The organism is Streptomyces sp. 7R007, assembly GCF_054850255.1.
Genome location: NZ_JBTWMV010000027.1, coordinates 72,899 through 92,647 on the forward strand (window position 1 = coordinate 72,899; position 19,749 = coordinate 92,647).

Here is a 19,749-nt window from a genome sequence, read left to right on the forward strand (position 1 = left end):
CTACGCGGTGGGCGGCGGCTCGTCCTCGGAGCGTGCCCCGGCGCCGGCGGCCTCGCTGCCAGCCTGGCGGCCACGGTGGAAGGCGCCGAAGCTCGCGCCCGCGTCACGCGTCACCGGGCGTCCGGCCGGCCGGTCCTCGTCCCCCGCGGGGGCGTCGGCCCGGGCCCTGCGCTGCTGCCGCTCCTGTTCCGCTTCGGCCATGGTGCGGCCGGGGGCGCGCACGGGCAGGCCGTTGGGGGTGGAGCCCGCGGCACGCTGGTGTACGTCCGGCTCAGGAAGCTCCGCCCGCACAGGGGTCCGCTCGGGGGCGGCGGGCCGCGGCACGGTCGCGGACGGCTCAGGGGTCGCCGGTCCGGGCGTCACGGGCGCGGCCGGTCCGGGCGCCACGGCCGGGCGTGTGGTCTCCTGCGGCGCGGGCTCGCGCTGCTGGGCGAGCAGTTGCACGGGCAGCAGGACGACGACGCCGGTGCCGCCGCGCGAGGAGGGACGGTAGTTGACGCTGATGCCGTACTTGACGGCGAGTCGTCCGACCACGGCCAGGCCGAGTCGCGTGCCCTGCAGTGCGGCGAGGTCCGTCATCCGCCCCGCCACCGCCTCCTCGGCGCGCCGCATGGCCGCGTCGGCCATCTTCAGGCCGCTGTCCTCGATGGTGACGACGATGCCGGCACTGCGCTCCTCGACGTAGACGTGGACCTCGTCGATCGGCGGCGAGAAGTTGGCGGCGTTGTCCATCAGTTCGGCGAGCAGATGCATGACGCCTTCGGCGGCGAAGCCGGAGATCGCGGCCTTGGTCGGGCAGTGCAGCCGGACGCGCTGGTAGGCGGCGATACGGCCGACGGCGCCCCGCAGGATGCTCTCCATCACGATCGGCTTGTTCCACGCGCGGCTGGCGCGGCCGCCCATGAGCAGGGCCAGCCGGTCGGTCATCAGACCCAGCTGCGAAGTGCTGTGGTCCAGCTTCAGCAGGTCGCCGAAGACCTCCTCGCCGTGCCGCTCCTGCATCTGCCGCAGGTCGGCGAGCATGCTGACGGCCTTGGCCTGTACCCGGCTGAGCGCCTTCGCCGACGCCGCCTGCGCGGCTGCGGCTCGCCGTTCGCTCCGCGCCAGTTCCCGTATGAACGTCTCGGCCGGCACGCGCAGCAGGGGAAGCCGCGGCCACTCCAACTCGGCGAGCACCGTCTCGGCCGAGCCGCCCTCCCGCAGCCTGGCGACCGCGGCGGGCAGGATCTCCTTCGTCAACCGCTCCAGTTCGGCGGCGCCTTCGGCCAGTTCACGCCGGGTCTGCTGACGTTCGGCGTCCAGGGCCGCGGCCTGGCGTACGTCGATCTCCAGCAGGGTGGCGAACGTGTTGACGATGAGGCGCAGTTGCGGCTCCGAGGGCATCGGCATGCTCGCCAGCGCGTCGCCGGCGCTCACCCCGTCGCGCAGCCGCTTGGCGACCGCGGGCAGGGTCACGTTCCCCAGTTGCGCGGCCTCCGCGACCTGCTGCGACAACTGCGCTCTGAGGTTGCCGACCTCCGTTGTCAGCGCCGCGGTGGACCGGCCGGAGCGCCGGACCACGAGGACGCTGGTGAGCACGACGACCGCCATGCACAGCCAGGCCACCACCGCGGTGGCCACCGTCCAGGTGCGGGCGGTTGCAGGCGCCGTCGCCGCAGCGGCGCCGGCGGCCGCGGCGCTCACCACCAGAACGGCCAGAGGTGCGACCGGTAGGGCACGGGGCGTCTTGCCCGACCCGTGCTGAGCGGGCGGTGGGGGGACTGACATTCAGCGGTCCTCGGTCCTGGGAGCGGCAGTCGGAAGAAGGGGCTGACCGACACGCGGCGGTTCCGGCCGTGGAGACCGGATGTCGGCTCATGCTAGTCACTCCACCGGATCTGATGATCAGCCAGGCTGCATACGCCGCCCAAGAGGCGACTTCGTCGCGAACACACCGCCCGAGGAACACCCCGTGCTAAAGGCGACCTTGTGCCGCCGTGGTCTGAGATGACCGCGATGCCCGGTCGACGCGGCGCACCCACGCCGTCAACAAGCGCTTTCGTTCGAGCAGTTGAACGCTCCGTTCACGACAGGGGCGACGATTTCCGGCCAACTCTGCACGGAAAACGGTTCCTCGACGTCATCATCTCGAGTCGACCAGGATCTCGAAGCCCGAGCTGTCGCAGTAGGACACCGCATGGCGACTCCCCCACAGGTGTCGGAGCGCAGTATGGATCACGAGGGTGTCGCCCGGTACAAAACCCGTGTCAACAGGGGACTTTGCAGCAAGAATGGTCGTCATGACCTACGAAGGCTCCTCCATCGACCCGAACAAGCCGAGTATCGCCCGCGTCTACGACTACCTCCTCGGCGGCAAGGACAACTACGCCGTGGACCGTGAGATCGGCGATGTGTTCAAACGGGATCTGCCCGGCTCGGTGGCCATCGCCTTCGCCAACCGCGCGGCCCTGACCCGGGCGGTCGCGGAGATCGTCAAGACCACCGGCATCCGGCAGTTCGTCGACCTCGGCAGTGGTCTGCCGACCGCCGACAACGTCCACCAGGTCGCGCAACGGCACGATCCCGACTCCCGGGTCGTCTACGTCGACATCGACCCCCAGGTGCTGGTCCACGGGCGGGCGCTGCTGGAGAAGGACGAGCGGACCCGGGTCGTCGCGGTCGACGTACGCGACCCCGAGGCCATCCGCACCCACCCCGACACCCAGAGCATCATCGACTTCAGCCGTCCCGTGGCCGTCATGTTCAGCGCCATCCTCCACCACGTCAACGACGAGGAGGACCCGGCCGGCATCGTCCGCTACTGGCGCGACCACGTGCCCTCCGGCAGCCACTTCTTCATCAGCCACTTCCGCTCCGGCAACAACCCGGAGACGGAGGAGGCCGAGAAGGTGCTGCAGGAGACGTTCGGCCGTGGCCGCTGGCGCACCGACGCGGAGATCGCCGCCCTGCTGGACGGCCTGGAGATCCTCGACCCCGGCATCGTCCCCGCGCCCCTGTGGCGTCCCGACGAGACCGACGGCCCGTGGAACTCCGGCGCATCACGCGAACTGACGGTCTGGGAGCACCTCATCGCCGCCGGCCTGGCCCGCAAACCCTAGCCGTCGGCCGGTTCCCGCCTCAGTCGGAGCGGCTGCGCAGGAGATAGGCGATAACGGCGACGGCGGCCGCGGCGACGGCCACGGACGCGCCGACCTGGGCGACGCTGTTGACGCTCATGACCAGACCGGCGACGCCCAGGAACACCCCGACGAGACCGAACAGCGACTCTCGGGTGAGTTCCCGCCGCCGCGTCGCGGCCGGCACGGGCGAAGGTGCCGGGCCGTCCGCCGACGTGGTCGCCGACCCGGCGGTGCCTCCGGACGGAGGTGGAACCGTCCGCCCGATGGCGCGAAGACCGGCCAGGCCGTGGACCGCCGCCGCCAGCCCGGCGGCGGCGACGCCCACGAGGGCGTAGCCGAGAGTGCCGCCCAGGAACGCGTCCTGCCAGCGCCGGTAGGCGTCCTCGTACAGCCAACGACCCATGTAGTAGAAGCCGATCAGTGACGCCAGACGGCCCGCGAACAGAACGGTGCGGGTGCGGCGCACGGCGAGCAGACGGCGTTCGGTCATCCAGACGGCCGTCCGCAGCACGAGCACGACGACCGAGGGCAACAGCCCCTGGACGCTCTCGATGTCGATGCCGTGCATGCGCAGGACGTGCTCCGGATCGAGGGCGGCGGTGACGGCGAACACGCCGACCAGGCCCACGTCCACAGCCACGAGCAGCCGCCGTCCCGTCACGTCCCATCCGGTGAGTCCGCTCGCTGCCATGCCGGCCCCCCAACGCGCGCACGCGGTGCTGCGTCCCGATGCTCCCACAGGGCAGCAGCCGGGCTGCCCCTTTCGCTCGGTGCGGGCCACCGCACGCACGCGGAAGACGGCTGTCAGGAGGACTCGCGGACGATCAGTTCGGTGCGCAGGATGACGTGCCGCCAGGCCACGGACGGTTCCTCCATCTCCTCCAGCAGCAGTCTGATCATGGCCCGCCCCATCTCCTCCAGCGGCTGACGCACCGTGGTCAGGCGCGGTTCGGTGCGCTGGGCCAGCGGAAAGTCGTCGAAACCGATCACCGCGACGTCCTCCGGCACCCGCCGTCCCGCGTCGCGCAGCGTGTGCAGGGCTCCCGCCGCCGTGGTGTCCGACGCGGCGAGGACGGCGTCGATCTCAGGGTGTCGGCGCAGGAGCTGCGCCATGGCGCGGCGTCCGCTCTCCTCCGTGAAGTCGCTTTCGGCGACCCACGACCGCGTCCGTTCGAGCCCGGCCAGCGCCAAAGCGTCCTGGAATCCGCGCAGTCGGCACTGTGCGACGTACATGTCCAGCGGCCCCGTGATCGTGGCGATCGCCCTGCGGCCCCCTTTCACCAGGTGGGAGACGGCGGTACGGGCACCGCCCACGTTGTCCGCGTCCACGTAGCTCACGTTCTCGTCGCTTGAGCGGCGCCCCAGCAGCACGGTCGGCAGACGCGCCTCGGCCAGCATGTCCGGCAGCGGATCGCCCGCGTGGACGGACATCAGCAGCACCCCGTCGACCCGCCCGCCCCGTGCGTACTCCAGGAAACGCTGCCGCTCGTCCTGCGAGCGGACCAGGGTCAGCAGCAGCTGCATCCCGGTGTCCGCCAGGGCGTCGCCCAGCGAGCGGACGATCTCCGAGAAGAACGGTTCCGCGAACTGCCTCCAGTCCGGCTCCGTCAGGACCAGGGCCACGGCATCGGCCCGCCGCCCGGCCAGGGTCCGGGCCGCGAGATTGGGCACGTACCCGAGTTCGTCGATGGCTCGCTGCACGGCCCGGCGCGTCGACTCCTTGACACCGGCAGCGTTGTTGATGACCCGGGAGACCGTGCCCCGCCCCACCCCGGCGTGGACGGCCACCTCCTCCAGCGTCGGCGCTCCAGGGCGTCGCCTGGCCATGACCACCTCCCCCACCCGCGAGATCACCGATCTTACGGGCCCGAGCAAGCGGGCACACGCCTTCCGCACGTGATCGACCTTCACAGGCAGCCGGGCCCACCCGGCCGAGTTCGACCGTCAGCCGGATGGGCCCGGCGGGGACGCAGGGGCGCGCCGGGTCGAGGCGCCCCTCCGCCGGGCCGGCCGGTGGGAGCGCTTGGGGTCAGGCCCTTCGCGCCGAGGCCGTCACGCGACGCTGCAGGACGTGCCGTTCAGGCTGAAGCCGCCCGGTTTGGTGAAGGTGCCGTCATAGGTGCCCTGGAACCCGAAGGAGACCTGGCCGCCCGGAGCGATGGACGCGTTGTACGCCAGACCGCTCGCCGTCACCGCTCCCGAGGAGGGAGTCAGCTCGGCGCTCCAGGCGCTCGTGACCTTCTGCCCGGCGGGCAGTGTGAACGCGAGTTTCCAGCCGTCGACGGGGGACGAACCGGCGTTGGCCACGGTGACGTCGGCCGTGAAGCCGCCCTGCCACACATTCGTGCCGTAGGTGACCTTGCACGCCGCCGAGCCACCCGAACCCCCGGAGCTGCCGCCGATGTTGACGGCGGAGGAGAACGACGTCACCGCCAGTCCCGCACCGTTCTGCCAGGGCTCGAAGCCTGCCTGAACACTCGTCAGGTACCAGGTGTCCTGCGCCAGTCCCCGGGAGACGGCCTGGCGGACGAAGTCCATCACGTCGAAGTTCCAGCCGGCGATCGCCGACGGCGCGACGAAGGACAGGACGTCGTTGGAGCCGTTGTTGCCGGACCACACCTGCCAGGAACGCCCGGCCACGGTGGCGGTGCCGACCTGCGAGCCGACCGGCTGCACGGACCCCACATGGTTGAACCAGACCATGATCTCGGTGCGGTTGACGCCGTCGGTGCGGGGCGTCGGGTCCAGCCAGATGTCGTACGCGGCGTCGTAGACCGCACCGCTCACGTAGCTGTAGGAGATGCTCGTGGGCGCGCTCGCGATGGAACTCAGCCGGGCCGGGAGGTTCGTTCCGGGTGAGCAGTTGGTGTAGTGGCAGCCGTTGAACACCGACGGGTAGGACTTGGGGGCGCCGTTGGTCGGGACCGAGCCGTCGGCCTGGGCGATTCTGAAGCCGGAGTCGTTGACCGTGATGCACTGGGTGTCGTTGGTGCCCCAGCGGTTGTTCTGGACGACGTAACGTCCCTGGATCGTCGTCGAGCCGAACTGCTCGCAGATGGTCGTGTCGGCGTGTGAGGCCGGAGCGGCGGTGAGCAGGGCGGCCAGCGCGACGAGCGTCGTGAGCAGCGCGCCGAGCAGAGCGTGCGCCCGGCCCCTCAGGTTCAACTGTTGCATGCGGATCCTCCGCGGGGGATGTGTGGGGAACAGCGGGAGCGCCCACCACTTGGGAGCGCTCCCAAACCGGTATTCGACGGGGAGGGAGACCTCGTTCACGTGCGGTCATGCTCCTGACAAATGCCGGGTGACCTCGCCCGACTGCGACGAGATGCTCGGGGTGGAGCTTCGCCGTGGAGCTAGCGAGCCCGCGCGAGGGGCTTCTCGGCGGCTCTGCGCTGACGTCCGGGATCCATTGTTTCTGGTCCTCCTTGCGAAGTGCGGCTCGGTGGGGGTCAAGGCCTGAACCAGTGGGAGCGCTCCCATCTTGAGGACGAGGACAAGTCCCGTCAAGACGTTGAGAAGTTGAATCGTTTTGACCTGAACCTGCCGAGAAAAGTTCAGCAACACCCCTGGGCAACCAACCCCGTTGACGCTAGCTTCGCTGACACCAGTGGGAGCGGTTCCATCAATCGACGCGGCCGTCACAGTGCGCCCAGCCGCAGGGAGTCGCTCAAGCGACACCCTTGCGGTCCGCGCTTTCGGCCGGTGATCACCCTCCGAAGGAGAAGGAACCCGCACTCATGAGTCGTACCAGAATGTCACTTGTGGCCGCCCTGGCGCTGGTCGCCGGAACCTCGGGGACGGCACTCCTGACGTCACCGGCCGGTGCCGCCACCGCCTCCGTCCCCTGCACGGTGGACTACAAGGTGCAAAACCAGTGGGACACCGGATTCACCGCCGCCGTCACGATCACCAACAACGCCGCCGCCAAGTCCGCCTGGTCACTGACCTGGTCGTACGCCGGCAACCAGCGCATCACCAACGGCTGGAGCGCGAAGGTCGTCCAGAGCGGAGCCGTTGTCACGGCGACCAACGAGAGCTACAACGGCTCGCTGGCGAGCGGCGGTTCGGTCAGCTTCGGCTTCAACGCCTCCTACAGCGGCACCAACGCCCTGCCCACCGCCTTCAGCCTGGACGGTGTCGCCTGCAACGTCGACGACGGCGGCGGCTCCGGTGGCGGCACGGGCGGTGGAGGGGGCGGAGGCGGCGGCACCGGCAGCCGTATCGACAACCCCTACGTCGGGGCCAAGGGGTACGTGAACCCCGAGTGGTCGGCCAAGGCCGCCGCCGAACCGGGCGGCAGCCGCATCGCCAACCAGCCCACCGCCGTGTGGCTGGACCGGATCGCCACCATCAACGGCGTCAACGGCGGCATGGGTCTGCGTGCCCACCTCGACGAGGCGCTGAAGCAGAAGGGCTCCGGCGAACTGGTCGTCCAGCTGGTCATCTACGACCTGCCCGGCCGTGACTGCGCCGCCCTCGCCTCCAACGGCGAACTCGGCCCGAACGACATCGACAAGTACAAGTCCCAGTACATCGACCCCATCGCCTCGATCCTCTCCGACCCCAAGTACGCGGGCCTGCGGATCGCCACCGTCATCGAACCCGACTCGCTGCCCAACCTGGTCACCAACGCCGGCGGCACCAACAGCACCACCGCCGCCTGCGTGACCATGAAGTCCAACGGCAACTACGAAAAGGGCGTCTCCTACGCCCTGGACAAGCTCGGCGCCATCCCCAACGTCTACAACTACATCGACGCCGGCCACCACGGCTGGCTCGGCTGGGACAGCAACCTCGGCCCGGCCGTGCAGGAGTTCGCCAAGGTCGCCACCACCAACGGCGCCAGCGTCAGCGACGTGGCCGGTTTCATCGTCAACACCGCCAACTACAGCCCCGTCAAGGAACCGAACTTCAAGATCACCGACACGGTCAACGGCCAGACCGTTCGCCAGTCGAAGTGGGTGGACTGGAACCAGTACGTGGACGAGCAGACGTACGCGCTCGCGCTGCGGGACAAGCTGGTCGCCGCGGGCTTCGACTCCGGTCTCGGCATGCTGATCGACACCTCCCGCAACGGCTGGGGCGGCTCTGCCCGGCCCACCGGGCCCGGTCCGCTGACCTCCGTCGACGACTACGTCAACGGCAGCCGCATCGACCGCCGTATCCACGCCGGCAACTGGTGCAACCAGAGCGGCGCCGGACTCGGCGAGCGGCCGACCGCGGCCCCGGCCGCCGGGATCGACGCCTACGTGTGGGTCAAGCCCCCGGGCGAGTCCGACGGCTCCAGCTCCGCCGTCTCCAACGACGAGGGCAAGGGCTTCGACCGCATGTGCGACCCCACCTACGGGGGCAACGTCCTCAACGGCAACAACCCCACCGGCGCCCTGCCGAACGCGCCGCTGGCCGGGCACTGGTTCTCCGCCCAGTTCCAGCAGCTCATGCAGAACGCCTACCCGCCACTGCCGTAGCCCGCTGAGACGGTGAACACCCGCCGGGGCCGCCCTGCTTTCAGGACCGGCCCCGGCGGAGACGTCCGGCACCAGCCCGGTGGCCGCCCTGATCGCACGGGGTGCCCGAGTGTCACCGCGCACTCCCCGCGCCGGCGAAGGGCACCTGGGCCGAGGGTGCGGCCCGCTGTCCGTCGGGGTGCTGCCACAGGCCCTGCGTCTGGAGCCGGGGCAGGACGCCCTCGCCGAACCAGTACGCCTCCTCCAGATGCGGGTAGCCGGAGAGGACGAACTCCTCTATGCCCAGGCCGGCGTACTCCTTGATGCGCTCGGCGACCTCCGCGTGGCTGCCGACCAGCGCGGTGCCCGCGCCGCCGCGCACCAGGCCGATGCCGGCCCACAGGTTGGGGTGGATCTCCAACCGGTCGCGGCTGCCGCCGCCGTGCAGGGCGAGCATGCGCTGCTGCCCCTCGGACTCACTGCGGGCGAGCCCGGCCTGGATGGTCTTCACGGTCTCCGGGTCGAAGCCGTCGAGGAGCCGGTTCGCCTCGGCCCAGGCCTGCTCGGAAGTGTCGCGGGTGATGACGTGCAGCCGGATGCCGAAGCGGACGCTGCGCCCCTCCCGCGCGGCCAGCGACCGGATCCAGGCGATCTTCCGCGCGACGGCGGCCGGCGGCTCACCCCAGGTCAGATAGACGTCGACGTGCTTGGCGGCGACCTCTCCGGCGACCGGCGAGGAGCCGCCGAAGTACACCTCCGGGATCGGATCGGGCACCCGGGCGAGCCTGGCATCCTCGACCCGGAGGTGCTCGCCGCGCAGGTCGACGGTCTTGCCCTCCCACAACGCCCGTACGACTTCCAGGAATTCGCCGGTACGGCGGTAGCGGGCGTCCTTGTCGAGGAAGTCGCCGTAGGCGCGCTGCTCGTGGCTCTCGCCGCCGGTGACCACGTTCAGCAGCAGCCGGCCACCGCTCTGCCGCTGGAAGGTGGACGCCATCTGCGCGGCGAGCGTGGGCGAGACGAAGCCCGGGCGGAAGGCGACGAGGAACTTCAGGCGCTCGGTGTGCCGGCTGACCATCGCGGTGGTCAGCCACGCGTCCTCGCACCAGGCGCCCGTCGGCGTGAGCGCGCCGACGAAGCCCAGGTCCTCGGCGGCGCGGGCGATCTGGCTCAGGTAGGCGACCGTCGGCGGCCGGTCACGCCCCGACGCGGTGGCGGGGGTGCCGTGGCCGCCGCCGACGACGTGGCGGCTGTCGCCGTTGGTCGGCAGGAACCAGTGGAAGGTGAGGGACACGCGGAACTCCGATCAGGTGGGGGCGTGAACGTTCGGCGGCGTGCGTCGATGGCGGGTGGTGTCGGTCAGAGCAGGCCGTGGCGGGGCGGTCTGGTGCCGTTGAGGACGTGGCGGCCGATGTGCTGGACCTTCCAGCGGGCCGGATCGTGCAGGGTGTGGGTGCGCGCGTCGCGCCAGTGGCGGTGCAGGCCCAGGGAGTCGAGCGCGGAGCGCGTGCCGGCGACCTCGAAGAGGGCACTGGCGACCTCCACGGCGGCCTCGCCGGCCGTCACCTTGGCCGTGGCCACCGCGATCGACGCCTCGGCGGCGGAGTCGTCGGTGAGGTCGGCGCGGGCGGCCTCCACGGAGCGGGCCGCGGCGGCGAGCAGCGCGTCGGCGGCCCGTACCCGGATCGCCAGTTCGCCGAACCGCTGGATCAGCAGCGGGTCCTCGGCCGCGCTCTCCAGCCCGCTCTCGAACCAGGGCCGGCTCTTGGTGCGGACGAACTCCACCGCCTCGGCCAGCGCCCCGGAGGCGATCCCGGCGTCGATGGCGGCGTGCAGCAACTGCGCCACCGCGCCATGGAGTTGGGGCCCCTGGAAGGTGAGGTGGTGCGGCACGACCCGGCCGGCGGGCACCGGCACCGACTCCAGGCGCACGGTTCCGCTGGCGGTGGTGCGCTGCCCCATGCCGTCCCAGTCGTCCACCACCGTGAGGCCGGGCGCGTCGCGGGGGACGTACGCCACGTGCAGGGTGTCGTCGGCGGCGCGGGCGAGGACGGGGATCCAGTGGGCGAACAGCGCGCCGGTGGAGTAGTGCTTGACGCCGTCGAGGACGTGGGAGCCGTCCGGGAGCCGGGTGAGCCGGGTGCGGATGTCCTGCACGTGCCGGGTGCCCGCCTCCGACTGGGCGTTGCCGAACCGCCTGCCCGCCAGGACCTCGCCGAAGAAGAACTCCTGCTGTTCGCCGCTGCCTTGCCCGCGCAGCACGTTGACGTACACGAAGTGGCTCTGCGGGATCTGGGCGAGGCTGGCGTCGGCGGCGGCGAGCAGCCGGAAGATCTCGGCGAGCGTGTCCGCACGGACGTCCGCGCCGCCGAACGCGGCCGGCACGGTCACGGCGAGCAGCCCGGAGGCGGACAGCCGCTCCACCTCCGCGTGCGGGAGCCGGCGCCGCGCGTCCCGCTCGGCGGCGCCCTTGCGGAAGTCGGCGGCCAGTTCCGCGGCCACGGCGAGGGCTTCGGTGTCGTCCGCGATGACGTGCGCGACGCTCATCCGGCGGCCGCCAGCAGCGTCGTACGGCCGCCCAGCGCGGCCGAGAACTGGTCCGTGACCTGCGCCAGCGCCTCGGCCGCGGTCGGCGCGACGGTCAGCGTGCCGTCCTCCGCCAGCGTGATGTCCTTGTCGAGGGTGAACCAGCCCGGCGTGATGTGCGCGGGGCCCATGGAGGACAGGACGGGGCGCAGGGCGTAGTCGATGGCCAGGACGTGGGCGGTGGTGCCGCCGGTGGCCAGCGGGAGGACCGTCTTGCCCGCCAGGGCGTACTGCGGCAGCAGGTCGAGCAGGGACTTCAGCAGCCCCGAGTAGGCGGCCTTGTAGACGGGGGTTGCGATCACCACCCCGTCCGCCTGCTCGAACAGGGCGGTGGCCCGGACGATCGCCGGGTGCGCGAAGTCGGCTCCCAGCAGCGCCTCGGCGGGCAGGGTGCGGACGTCCAGCGGGATCACCTCGTGCCCCTGCGAGACGAGCCGCTCGTCGAGGTGGCGCACCAGCCGAGCGGTGCGGGAGGTGACGGAGGGGCTTGCGGAGACGGACAGGACGGTGGCCATGCGAGGACCTTTCGGTTCGTCGTGAGGTGGTGCGGTCGGGGGTCAGGCGTGGGCGGCGACGGGATCGGACTCGGCGTGCTGTGCCTCCAGTTCGCGCACCAGGGGCAGCACCCGCCTGCCGAAGTACTCGACCTCCTCCAGGTAGTGCAGGAAGCCGAGGAGGAAGAGGTCGACGCCGAGCCGCTTGTAGGCGACGATCCGCTCGGCGATCTGCTCGGGGGTGCCGATCAGCCCCGTACGGAAGCCGTCGTTGTACTGGACGAGGTCCTCGAAGGTGGAGTCCTGCCACATGCCCTTGCCGTCGGCGGTGGAGGGACCGGCCTGCTGCACGGCGTCGCGGAAGCCGTGCACGGCCGGGGTGTCGGCCTTGGCGACGATCTCGCGGAGGGTCTCGCGGGCCTCGGCCTCGGTGTCGCGGGCGATGAGGAAGCCGTTGAGGCCGAACTTCGGCGGTGTGCGGCCCACTTGGGCGGCGGAGGCGCGGACGTCGGCGATCTGCTCGCGGACGCCGTCGAAGTCCTTGCCGTTGCTGAAGTACCAGTCGGAGACACGGCCCGCCATGGCGCGGGCGGCGGTGGAGTTGCCGCCCTGGAAGATCTCCGGGTGCGGACGCTCGGGAGTGTTCAGCGGCTTGGGCTTGAGGGAGAAGTCGCGCAACCGGTAGAAGTCGCCGGCCAGTTCGGCGTGGTCCTCGGTCCAGATCGCGCGCAGGGCGCGGATGAACTCCTCGGAGCGCCGGTAGCGTTCGTCGTGCTCCAGCCAGGGCTCGCCCAGGGCGGTGAACTCGCCCTTGAACCAGCCGCTGACGACGTTGACGGCGAAGCGGCCGTGTGACAAGTGGTCGGCGGTGGCGCCGAGTTTGGCGAGCACACCCGGGTGCCACAGGCCGGGATGCACGGCGGCGATGACCTTCAGCCGCTGCGTGGCGAGCAGCAGCGCGAGGCTGAAACTCGTGGACTCGTGCTGGTACTCGGCGCCGTAGCTGGCCATGTACCGGACCTGGCTGAGGGCGTAGTCGAAGCCGTTGTTCTCGGCGAGGACGGCGAGTTCGCGGTTGTAGTCGTAGCCCCAGTCGGTGCGCTGCTCGATGGTGCTGGTGACCAGTCCGCCGCTGACGTTGGGGACCCAGTAGGCGAAGCGGACGGGGTCGGATCCGCCGGACAGGGGGGATGCGGGCATGGGGAGCTCCTGGCAGGAGGGTGCTGCGCGGGCAGGACGAATGGGCTCCGCGCACTTCGGGCGCGCTGGAGCGGGGTTTACGCGAGATCCGTCGTCAAGAAGCCGTCGTCACGACGGAAGGGAAGCGGGAAGTGAATCCGCGGGGGGAAGTCACGGAAGCCGGCGGACAACCGAGGGAGCGGGTGGGAGGGTTTCCCTCGGGTGCGCTCAGACCCGACAGCGACAGGCGGCGCTGGAGACACGCGCGAGGTCGACGTGGCGTCGTCGCGTGAGGTCCTGTCGCTTCATGCCATTGATCGAACCAGGAGGACCTCCGGCCGGTCAAGAACGGCCGGAGGTGATTCCACATGCTGAGAGTCGGTATTCACGAGGTTGTGACAGGGATTCCCTTGAACCCCTTCCCGGGCGCACGCAGTCTCGGTCCGTGCGTATCGAACAGCTCGAATACATCGCCGCCGTCACCCGGCTCGGTTCGCTGCGCCGCGCCGCCGAGGAACTGCACCTGTCCCAGCCGGCGCTCAGCGAGACCGTGCGCAATCTGGAGCGCGAGCTGGGCGTGGACCTGCTGGAGCGCAAGCGGTCCGGGGCCAAGATCAGCGACGAGGGGCGGGAGCTGCTGCCGCACATCATGAGCGTGCTGGACGCGGTCGACCGGCTGCGCGGCGCGGCCGGGGACCAGCACCGCATCAGCCGCATGGTCCGGCTCGGCACGGTGAACACGGCCACGGTGCCGCTGGTCATCCCGACCGTGCGCGAGTTCCGGGCCACCCATCCGCTGACCCAGGTGGAGCTGGTCGGCGCGCAGCAGGCCGACATCCACCGCGGGCTGCTGGAGGGCGCCTTCGACCTGGGGCTGGTCAACTACCTCCACGGCGACGACATGCCGCCCGGTTTCGAGACGACCGAACTGCTGCGCGGCCGGCCCGTGGTGTGCGTGCGCCCGGACAGTCCGCTGGCGGCCCTCGACGCGGTCGACGCGGACAGCCTGCTGACCGAGCCGCTGGTGGTGATGCGCTCCGGCTACGTCATGCACCGGTTCCTGCACCGGCTGCTGCGCGGCCGGACACCGTCCTTCTCGTACTCCACCGACGGCGCGGAGATGGGCAAGCTGATGGTCGCCGAGGGCCTGGGGGCCACGGTGCTGCCGGACTTCAGCGTCGTCGGCGACCCGCTGGAGCGACGGGGCGCGATCACGGTGCGGCCTCTCGCGGGGGATGCCACGGACGTCCTGCTCGTCCTGCAGCGCCGCCCTTCCGGCTCCGTCCCCCGCGCGGTCCGCGACCTGCACGCACTGTTCGTGCGCAACGCCCGTGCGTACCGGGCCACTTCGCGGCACCTGCCGGCAGGATGACCGCGCGCTCCTCGCGACGGGTTCGGCTGCCGGGCGCCGGCACGACCGCGCGGGGTGCGGGTGCCGTCGATGTCAGTGCCGGGGCCTACGGTGGTCGCGTGACTTCCGAAACGCTACGCGGGCGACTGGCCCGTTTCCGAGAAGCTGCGCTCGAGCAGGGGATTCCGGCCGACGAGGTCGACCGGTGGATGGACCTGGTGCGGCCCTGCGCCGTGCTGTCGACGCGCGAGGACGGCCCGGTGGCCGCCAGGTTCGGCGGCCCGGCGCTGCTGCCGCCCGGCGTGCCGCATCCGCCGTTTCCGTACGTCGCCTCCGTCGACCTCGCGGCGCTGCCGCCGTCCTCGACCGACCTGCCCCTGCCGTCCGACGGCCACCTGCTCCTCTTCGCCTGGCCGCGCGACACGGGTGACCTCTCCAACCACGGGGCGGTCGTGCACGTCCCCGCCGGGTCGCCCACGCAGGAACACGACCGGTACGCGTGGGACCCGTACGGCATCCCGGAGGCGCGGGAGACAGCCGACGCCTTCCCGCAGGGCGAGCTGCGGGTGCGGACGGAGCCGTCGCTGCCGTACCACTACGAGGTGGAACTGCCCGACGGCGACATGGTGCCGCTGCCCGGCTTCCCTCACGCGGAGGAACTGGCCGAGGAGTGGGAGATGGCGTGCCGCTACCTCGACCTCCGGGGCCCGTTGCACATAGGCGGGTACGCCGACGAGGAGATGGTCCACCTCGACCCGCTGGAGAACCTGGTGCGCTGCGCGGTCGACCAGGCGTCGCGCGGCGAGTGGGGCGGCGGCGAACCGGTGTCTGCGAACGTTGGGGACTGGGTGCTGCTGGCGAGTTGGAGCCCCGCCCTCGGTGACGTGGAGGCCGGCTCCAGCGTCCACTGGGCGCTCCAGCGCAAGGACCTGGAGGCCGGGCGGTTCGAGCGGACGTTCACCGACGTGTACTGGAATCCCTGACGGCCGGCTGGTCGAGGAGTCGGGCGGGCTCGGCCGGTGCCTGGACATGGGCCAGGTGGCCCTGACCGGCCAGTTCGTGGACTTCGGCGTGGGCGACGCGCTGCCGGATGTCGTCGAAGGAGGTTCCGTAGGGGGCGGTACCGCGATTGTGCTGGCCGATGATCAGGCCGACGCGGTCGGCCCGCCCCGCCATCGCCCGCGGTGGCGGCACCGTGTTCAGCGCGTCGAGCTCGGCGTACAGCGGCCGGCTCAGGCGGCGCAGCGCCGCCCAACCGTGGTGGTCGGCGCGGAGTGCCTCGACGTGCGCCGCGGAGGGGCCGGAGATCCGCCGGTTGACGATCTCGACGCCGCGGTCCCAGTCCGCGCTCTCGTGCGCGGACCTGAGGTCCTGCAGTGCGTGCCGGCCGAAGGGCCGAAGCACCGGCTCGTAGGCGACGTGGTCCATCGGGCGCTCTTGGGCGGACAGCAGGGCGATCAGCCCGCCGTAGCTCCAGCCGAAGAGCGCCCGCGTACCGTCGAACACGTCGAGGATCGCGCCGAGGTCCTCGACCTCTGCGCGCAAGCGAGTACGAGTCGGTCTGCGGTCCCGAGGGGGCGCGCCCCCGGCGGTTCACGACCGCCACCGACGGCCAGGCGCCGAGGGCGCCCGCGACATGGCGCCAGGTGTGCGCGTCGCTGATCGCGCCCGGGACGACGACGAGGCCCGGAGCGCCCGGCTCCCCGTACACGTCTCCGCCACTGCCCGTCGGTAGATGTCGCGGTACCGCTCGGCGTAGGTGCGCACCGACTCCTCGAACAGGCCCGCCTTGCTGCCGAAGGCGGCGTAGAGGCTGGAGGTGGACAGGCCGAGGGCCGCGGTCAGGGCGCGGGTCGAGGTGCCGGAGTGGCCCCGTCGCCACAAGAGGCGAGCGGCGTCCAGGACAAGGACATCGGTACGGTCGTCGAACGCGTCCTCACCGACTCGGTCGAGGAGTTCACCCAGCCCGGCGACACACATCCCGGATGCCTCATCAGCAGCGCCGCGATGACCGACAGCACCGACACCCTCGGCACCACCGCCTGCTTCGCCGAACTGCACGGCTGGAACGAGCAGACGCTCCTCGCCCGCGTCGAGCGAGCGGTCCGGGACGGGGAACTGACCGCCCAGACCAACGCGGCGGCCGTGACCGGCCTCGTCCAGTCCGACTGGCACGGCCTGTCCGTCCGCTCCAACCTCGGCACGCCGCGCGAGGACCTGATCGAGGCGGCGCAGCTTGGCCACCGGCTGATCTGCCGGCACCCGGCCTCGGCACGGCCCTGATCCCGGGATGCCCGGATCGCCGCGGCGACCTGCGCGCCGTTCAGGCCGTCACCGACGAGCGAGCGTTCAGGAAACGCCACCGGATCGATCTCCAGCTCGCCAGCATGGCCGGGCGGACGGCGATGTCCACGGTCAGGACGCGGATGGCCCCGAAAACAATCCGGGCAACCTGTGAATACGCCCAGGACCGAAAGTGGCTGTCTCCGGCCGTGGTTCAGGCGTCACCGACGTGAACTCCCCGTCGGCCCCGCATCGACCTTCAGGAGCAGGTCGGTGAGTTCCGCGGGCATGGTGATCATGCAGTCGTGGCCGGTCGGGAGTTCCCACACCTGCGCGGGGGTGCCGTTGGGCTGGATCGGGGGGACGGGGCGGCGGGTGATGCCCGCCGGCATGGCGCCGACGTTGTGGATGTGCGTGCGGGGGATCGCGTCGGCGGCCGGATTGTCCAGCCGCACCGGCTGCGTGAGGCACCGCACCGGCTGGTCGGAGAGCATGCCCCGCAGCCAGGCGACGTCCGCGGGGTCGGTGACCCCGAACAGGCCGAGGGGCGCGGGCCGTTCGGGCATCGGTGGCACACGCCAGCCGCTCTCGGACTGCTCGGCGAGCTCGATCAGTTGCCGGGTCATGGGGTGGACGTCGACCGCGGACTCGCCGTCCCGCGGCACCATCGCGTCGAGATAGACCAGGTGCCCGACACGCTCCGGAACCCGGTGGGCCGCGGCGGAGATCACCAGGCCCGCGTAGCTGTGGCCGACGAGCACCACGTCACGCAGGTCCTCCTCGGCGATCAGCCCGACCACGTCGTCTACGTGCGTGTCGAGGCCCACTTCGGGACCGAGCAGGTGCGCCTTGTCGCCGAAGCCCGTCAGGGACGGCGCGAACACGCGGTGCCCGGCCGACTCCAGCAGCGGCACCACCCGCTCCCAGCACTGCCCGCTGTGCCAAGCGCCGTGTACCAGCAGAAATGTGGACATGAGCAAGTCGATCTTCTTTCGCGGAGGAGGAAGGGCACGGACACGCGTTGGCCGCCGGTTCGCCGGCCTCGCGGTTACTATTCGTGCCTCGGTACCGTTCGGGTACCGGGATCATGCTGGTGCAGGTGACGCGCCGCGGGCAATACGGCACTTTTCGGTGACCGGGTTCTCTGGAGGTAACCATGGACGCGACACAGGGCAAGGGCGATCCGCAGCCGGCGACGCCGCCCAGCGACGCGTGCCGCACCCGGGTGGTGCTCGACATCGTCGGGGACAAGTGGTCGCTGCTCGTGGTGCGCCACCTCAGACACGGACCGCGCCGTTTCACCGAGCTCAAGAAGGCCATCGACGGCATCAGCCAGCGCATGCTCACCGTGACCCTGCGCAGCCTGGAGCGGGACGGGATCCTGACCCGTACCGTCCACAACGTGATGCCGCCGCACGTCAGTTACGAGCTCACCGAGATGGGCCTCACCCTGCGCGAGGCCACCGCACCGCTGCACGAGTGGAGCGTCGCCCATCTCGCGCGGATCGACGCGGCGCGGGCCGCCTACGACGCCCGCGCGGAGGGCACGAGCACGAGCTGAGCCCCTGCGGACCGCTTCCCGCCCGGCGATCAGCCGTCCGCGGGCGACACCTCCGTCACCTTGCCCTTGGTGTCGGCCTCCACGTATCCGGCGCCGTACTTGCCTGCCAGATAGACGGCCATGCCGGCCGGGGTGTGGAAGGCGGTGTTGGGCTGTCGCACCGTCAGGTAGCGGGACTCCGGATTCTTCACGTTCAGCTTCTTGTCCGCCTCCGCGAACAGCGCCGGAACCCGGTCCCAGTCGAAGCCGTCCAGGCTGACGGGCTGTACTCCCCCGGACAACGTGCCGGAGATGAGGCCCTTCTTCACGCCCTCTCCGGGGCGGTAGGTGTAGGAGTCGTAGGCGCTGTCGCTGCCCTTGACCATCATGCGGGCGGAGGCGTAGTCCGCGAAGACGGTGAAATCGCCGAACCTGTCCCGGCCGGTCGCCTTCTTGAACGCGGCGACGGCCGCGCGGACACCGTCGGGTGTGAGCAGACCGCCGCTCTGGTCGGCGGGCGGTGTGGACGAGTCGGTCGTCCGCCGGGTCGAGGCCGTGACGGACGCATGGGCGGACGTGCCGGCCGAGGCGCCGCCCTTCGCGCCCGCCGCGTCGCCGCCGAGGGGGATCAGCCACCAGGCCAGGACCGCGGCGCCCAGGAGACAGACCGTCGTGGCGGTCACCAGGGCGGCGCGAGCGGGAGTTCGCCGGGTGGCCGCGGACGGGGAGGAGACCGTCGGCGGGCCCGGCCGGGGTGCCCCGGAGGGCGGGGCCAGCGGATAGGAGGTGGGCGTGTCGCGCGGCGATGACCGGGCGACGTCACTCAGGTGACCGCCCGCCTCCGCCTCGGCCTCCTCCGCCGCCTCGCCCAGCATCCGGTCCAACTCGGCCGCGGTCGGCCGCGCCGACGGGTCCCGTACGAGCACCCTCACCAGTGCCTCGCTCAGCGCACCCGCCCTCACCGGCGGTGGCACGTCCTCCTGGAGGATCGCGGCGAGCGTGGCCAGGGTGGTTCCGCGGCGCAGCGGATGGTGTCCCTCCACCGCGGCGTACAGCATCATCGCCAGCGACCACAGGTCGGAGGCGGCCCCGCCCTCCTGCCCGGCGACGCGTTCCGGCGCCATGAAGTCCGGAGTGCCGATGATGGCCCCGGTGGCCGTGAGGTTCGTCAGCTCGCGGATCGCGGCGATGCCGAAGTCGGTCAGTACGGGGCGGCCGTCGGGGCGCAGCAGGACGTTGGCGGGTTTGACGTCGCGGTGCTCGACGCCGGCGTGGTGTGCGGCGGTCAGTGCGGCGAGCACGCCCCGGCCGATCCGGGCGGCCTCCGCGGGCGGCAGCGGCCCTTGTGCCAGGCGGTCGGCGAGGGAGCCGCCGACGACCAGTTCCATCACGATCCACGGGTAGGTGCCCTCGCCGCCGTCGACGATGTGGTGGATGGTGACGACGTTGGGGTGATCGATCCGGGCCAGGGCCCGGGCCTCGCGCAGCACGCGTTCCCGCAGCATCCGCGCACCCTCGGGATCGTATTCCGCCAGGTCCGGGTCGGGCGGACGCACCTCCTTGACCGCCACCTGCCGGTGCAGCATCAGGTCCCGGGCCCGCCAGACCGTGCCCATCCCGCCCCCGCCGAGGCGCGCCTCCAACGCGAACCGCCCGTCGACGACCCGCTGTTCGGCGCGTCTGTCAGCCTCACTCATGCGCGGGAGCCTATCGCCCGTCCGGCGGTGACCTGCGGCCGGAACGGACAGCA

General features: G+C 71.4%; 19 protein-coding genes. 6 read left to right on the forward strand and 13 right to left on the reverse strand.

Annotated elements, in window-relative coordinates; genetic code table 11:
• Window positions 1-1,767, reverse strand: coding sequence for an ATP-binding protein (locus tag ACYF6T_RS29815; RefSeq protein ID WP_461700310.1), 1,767 nt, complete (start codon window positions 1,765-1,767; stop codon window positions 1-3).
• A gap of 512 nt (window positions 1,768-2,279) precedes the next feature.
• On the opposite strand from ACYF6T_RS29815, the gene ACYF6T_RS29820 reads away from it, so the two are divergent.
• Complete coding sequence (locus ACYF6T_RS29820; RefSeq protein ID WP_461700311.1) at window positions 2,280-3,098, forward strand: SAM-dependent methyltransferase; 819 nt, start codon at window positions 2,280-2,282, stop codon at window positions 3,096-3,098.
• A 19-nt stretch (window positions 3,099-3,117) separates the two neighbouring features.
• On the opposite strand, the gene ACYF6T_RS29825 is transcribed toward ACYF6T_RS29820, so the two are convergent.
• From ACYF6T_RS29825 to ACYF6T_RS29835, 3 genes are all read right to left on the reverse strand, one after another.
• Complete coding sequence (locus ACYF6T_RS29825) at window positions 3,118-3,810, reverse strand: hypothetical protein (RefSeq protein WP_461700312.1); 693 nt, start codon at window positions 3,808-3,810, stop codon at window positions 3,118-3,120.
• A gap of 113 nt (window positions 3,811-3,923) precedes the next feature.
• The gene (locus ACYF6T_RS29830; RefSeq protein ID WP_461700314.1) at window positions 3,924-4,946 is read right to left on the reverse strand and encodes a LacI family DNA-binding transcriptional regulator; all 1,023 of its coding nucleotides are present in this window, start codon (window positions 4,944-4,946) and stop codon (window positions 3,924-3,926) included.
• Window positions 4,947-5,171: 225 nt separating this feature from the next.
• Window positions 5,172-6,293 carry a GH12 family glycosyl hydrolase domain-containing protein gene (locus ACYF6T_RS29835; protein WP_461700315.1) on the reverse strand — a complete coding sequence of 374 codons (1,122 nt, stop codon included), beginning with the start codon at window positions 6,291-6,293 and terminating at the stop codon, window positions 5,172-5,174.
• A gap of 563 nt (window positions 6,294-6,856) precedes the next feature.
• Between ACYF6T_RS29835 and ACYF6T_RS29840 the strand changes: the two genes are divergently transcribed.
• The gene (locus tag ACYF6T_RS29840) at window positions 6,857-8,587 is read left to right on the forward strand and encodes a glycoside hydrolase family 6 protein (protein ID WP_461700316.1); all 1,731 of its coding nucleotides are present in this window, start codon (window positions 6,857-6,859) and stop codon (window positions 8,585-8,587) included.
• Window positions 8,588-8,699: 112 nt separating this feature from the next.
• Here ACYF6T_RS29840 and ACYF6T_RS29845 read toward each other — a convergent pair whose 3' ends face one another.
• The 5 genes from ACYF6T_RS29845 to ACYF6T_RS29865 all read right to left on the reverse strand — a co-directional run bounded on the left by ACYF6T_RS29845 (window position 8,700) and on the right by ACYF6T_RS29865 (window position 13,134).
• The gene (locus ACYF6T_RS29845; protein ID WP_461700317.1) at window positions 8,700-9,860 is read right to left on the reverse strand and encodes an LLM class flavin-dependent oxidoreductase; all 1,161 of its coding nucleotides are present in this window, start codon (window positions 9,858-9,860) and stop codon (window positions 8,700-8,702) included.
• A gap of 65 nt (window positions 9,861-9,925) precedes the next feature.
• On the reverse strand, window positions 9,926-11,113 hold the full coding sequence (locus ACYF6T_RS29850; protein WP_461700319.1) for an SfnB family sulfur acquisition oxidoreductase: 1,188 nt from the start codon (window positions 11,111-11,113) through the stop codon (window positions 9,926-9,928).
• Entirely contained in the window at window positions 11,110-11,667 is a 558-nt protein-coding gene (ssuE, locus tag ACYF6T_RS29855) for an NADPH-dependent FMN reductase (protein ID WP_461700321.1), read from the reverse strand. The genes ACYF6T_RS29850 and ssuE overlap by 4 nt, the downstream gene beginning before the upstream one ends.
• 42 nt (window positions 11,668-11,709) lie before the next feature.
• Window positions 11,710-12,846, reverse strand: a complete 1,137-nt coding sequence (gene sfnG / locus ACYF6T_RS29860) for a dimethylsulfone monooxygenase SfnG (RefSeq protein WP_461700322.1) — start codon at window positions 12,844-12,846, stop codon at window positions 11,710-11,712.
• A 207-nt stretch (window positions 12,847-13,053) separates the two neighbouring features.
• The gene (locus ACYF6T_RS29865) at window positions 13,054-13,134 is read right to left on the reverse strand and encodes a putative leader peptide (protein ID WP_461700358.1); all 81 of its coding nucleotides are present in this window, start codon (window positions 13,132-13,134) and stop codon (window positions 13,054-13,056) included.
• A 136-nt stretch (window positions 13,135-13,270) separates the two neighbouring features.
• Between ACYF6T_RS29865 and ACYF6T_RS29870 the strand changes: the two genes are divergently transcribed.
• Together ACYF6T_RS29870 and ACYF6T_RS29875 are read left to right on the forward strand one after the other, a co-directional pair.
• The gene (locus ACYF6T_RS29870; RefSeq protein WP_461700324.1) at window positions 13,271-14,197 is read left to right on the forward strand and encodes a LysR family transcriptional regulator; all 927 of its coding nucleotides are present in this window, start codon (window positions 13,271-13,273) and stop codon (window positions 14,195-14,197) included.
• Window positions 14,198-14,295: 98 nt separating this feature from the next.
• Window positions 14,296-15,159 carry a YwqG family protein gene (locus tag ACYF6T_RS29875; RefSeq protein WP_461700325.1) on the forward strand — a complete coding sequence of 288 codons (864 nt, stop codon included), beginning with the start codon at window positions 14,296-14,298 and terminating at the stop codon, window positions 15,157-15,159.
• On the opposite strand, the gene ACYF6T_RS29880 is transcribed toward ACYF6T_RS29875, so the two are convergent.
• Window positions 15,134-15,721 (reverse strand): alpha/beta fold hydrolase, encoded by a 588-nt coding sequence (locus ACYF6T_RS29880; RefSeq protein ID WP_461700326.1) that lies wholly within the window; start codon window positions 15,719-15,721, stop codon window positions 15,134-15,136. The two genes, ACYF6T_RS29875 and ACYF6T_RS29880, sit on opposite strands and share 26 nt — an antisense overlap.
• A 48-nt stretch (window positions 15,722-15,769) precedes the next feature.
• A complete protein-coding gene (locus ACYF6T_RS29885) occupies window positions 15,770-16,156 on the reverse strand; it encodes a TetR/AcrR family transcriptional regulator (protein WP_461700328.1) in 387 nt (128 codons plus the stop codon).
• Between ACYF6T_RS29885 and ACYF6T_RS29890 the strand changes: the two genes are divergently transcribed.
• Entirely contained in the window at window positions 16,043-16,459 is a 417-nt protein-coding gene (locus ACYF6T_RS29890) for a hypothetical protein (RefSeq protein ID WP_461700360.1), read from the forward strand. The genes ACYF6T_RS29885 and ACYF6T_RS29890 overlap by 114 nt on opposite strands.
• Window positions 16,460-16,680: 221 nt before the next feature.
• On the opposite strand, the gene ACYF6T_RS29895 is transcribed toward ACYF6T_RS29890, so the two are convergent.
• A complete protein-coding gene (locus ACYF6T_RS29895; protein WP_461700330.1) occupies window positions 16,681-17,433 on the reverse strand; it encodes an alpha/beta fold hydrolase in 753 nt (250 codons plus the stop codon).
• Between the two features lie 182 nt (window positions 17,434-17,615).
• Here ACYF6T_RS29895 and ACYF6T_RS29900 point away from each other — a divergent pair, with 182 nt between their 5' ends.
• Window positions 17,616-18,020 (forward strand): winged helix-turn-helix transcriptional regulator, encoded by a 405-nt coding sequence (locus ACYF6T_RS29900; RefSeq protein WP_461700331.1) that lies wholly within the window; start codon window positions 17,616-17,618, stop codon window positions 18,018-18,020.
• Between the two features lie 29 nt (window positions 18,021-18,049).
• Here the strand turns inward: ACYF6T_RS29900 and ACYF6T_RS29905 are convergent, their stop codons facing one another.
• On the reverse strand, window positions 18,050-19,696 hold the full coding sequence (locus tag ACYF6T_RS29905) for a serine/threonine-protein kinase (RefSeq protein ID WP_461700333.1): 1,647 nt from the start codon (window positions 19,694-19,696) through the stop codon (window positions 18,050-18,052).
• Window positions 19,697-19,749: the final 53 nt, after the last annotated feature.

Bases quoted from the DNA above. Each gene is read 5' to 3' on its own strand.
- ACYF6T_RS29815 (WP_461700310.1), bottom strand. From the start codon at position 1,767: ATGTCAGTCCCCCCACCGCCCGCTCAGCACGGGTCGGGCAAGACGCCC.
- ACYF6T_RS29820 (WP_461700311.1), top strand. From the start codon at position 2,280: ATGACCTACGAAGGCTCCTCCATCGACCCGAACAAGCCGAGTATCGCC.
- ACYF6T_RS29825 (WP_461700312.1), bottom strand. From the start codon at position 3,810: ATGGCAGCGAGCGGACTCACCGGATGGGACGTGACGGGACGGCGGCTG.
- ACYF6T_RS29830 (WP_461700314.1), bottom strand. From the start codon at position 4,946: ATGGCCAGGCGACGCCCTGGAGCGCCGACGCTGGAGGAGGTGGCCGTC.
- ACYF6T_RS29835 (WP_461700315.1), bottom strand. From the start codon at position 6,293: ATGCAACAGTTGAACCTGAGGGGCCGGGCGCACGCTCTGCTCGGCGCG.
- ACYF6T_RS29840 (WP_461700316.1), top strand. From the start codon at position 6,857: ATGAGTCGTACCAGAATGTCACTTGTGGCCGCCCTGGCGCTGGTCGCC.
- ACYF6T_RS29850 (WP_461700319.1), bottom strand. From the start codon at position 11,113: ATGAGCGTCGCGCACGTCATCGCGGACGACACCGAAGCCCTCGCCGTG.
- ssuE (WP_461700321.1), bottom strand. From the start codon at position 11,667: ATGGCCACCGTCCTGTCCGTCTCCGCAAGCCCCTCCGTCACCTCCCGC.
- sfnG (WP_461700322.1), bottom strand. From the start codon at position 12,846: ATGCCCGCATCCCCCCTGTCCGGCGGATCCGACCCCGTCCGCTTCGCC.
- ACYF6T_RS29865 (WP_461700358.1), bottom strand. From the start codon at position 13,134: ATGAAGCGACAGGACCTCACGCGACGACGCCACGTCGACCTCGCGCGT.
- ACYF6T_RS29885 (WP_461700328.1), bottom strand. From the start codon at position 16,156: ATGTGTGTCGCCGGGCTGGGTGAACTCCTCGACCGAGTCGGTGAGGAC.
- ACYF6T_RS29895 (WP_461700330.1), bottom strand. From the start codon at position 17,433: ATGTCCACATTTCTGCTGGTACACGGCGCTTGGCACAGCGGGCAGTGC.
- ACYF6T_RS29900 (WP_461700331.1), top strand. From the start codon at position 17,616: ATGGACGCGACACAGGGCAAGGGCGATCCGCAGCCGGCGACGCCGCCC.
- ACYF6T_RS29905 (WP_461700333.1), bottom strand. From the start codon at position 19,696: ATGAGTGAGGCTGACAGACGCGCCGAACAGCGGGTCGTCGACGGGCGG.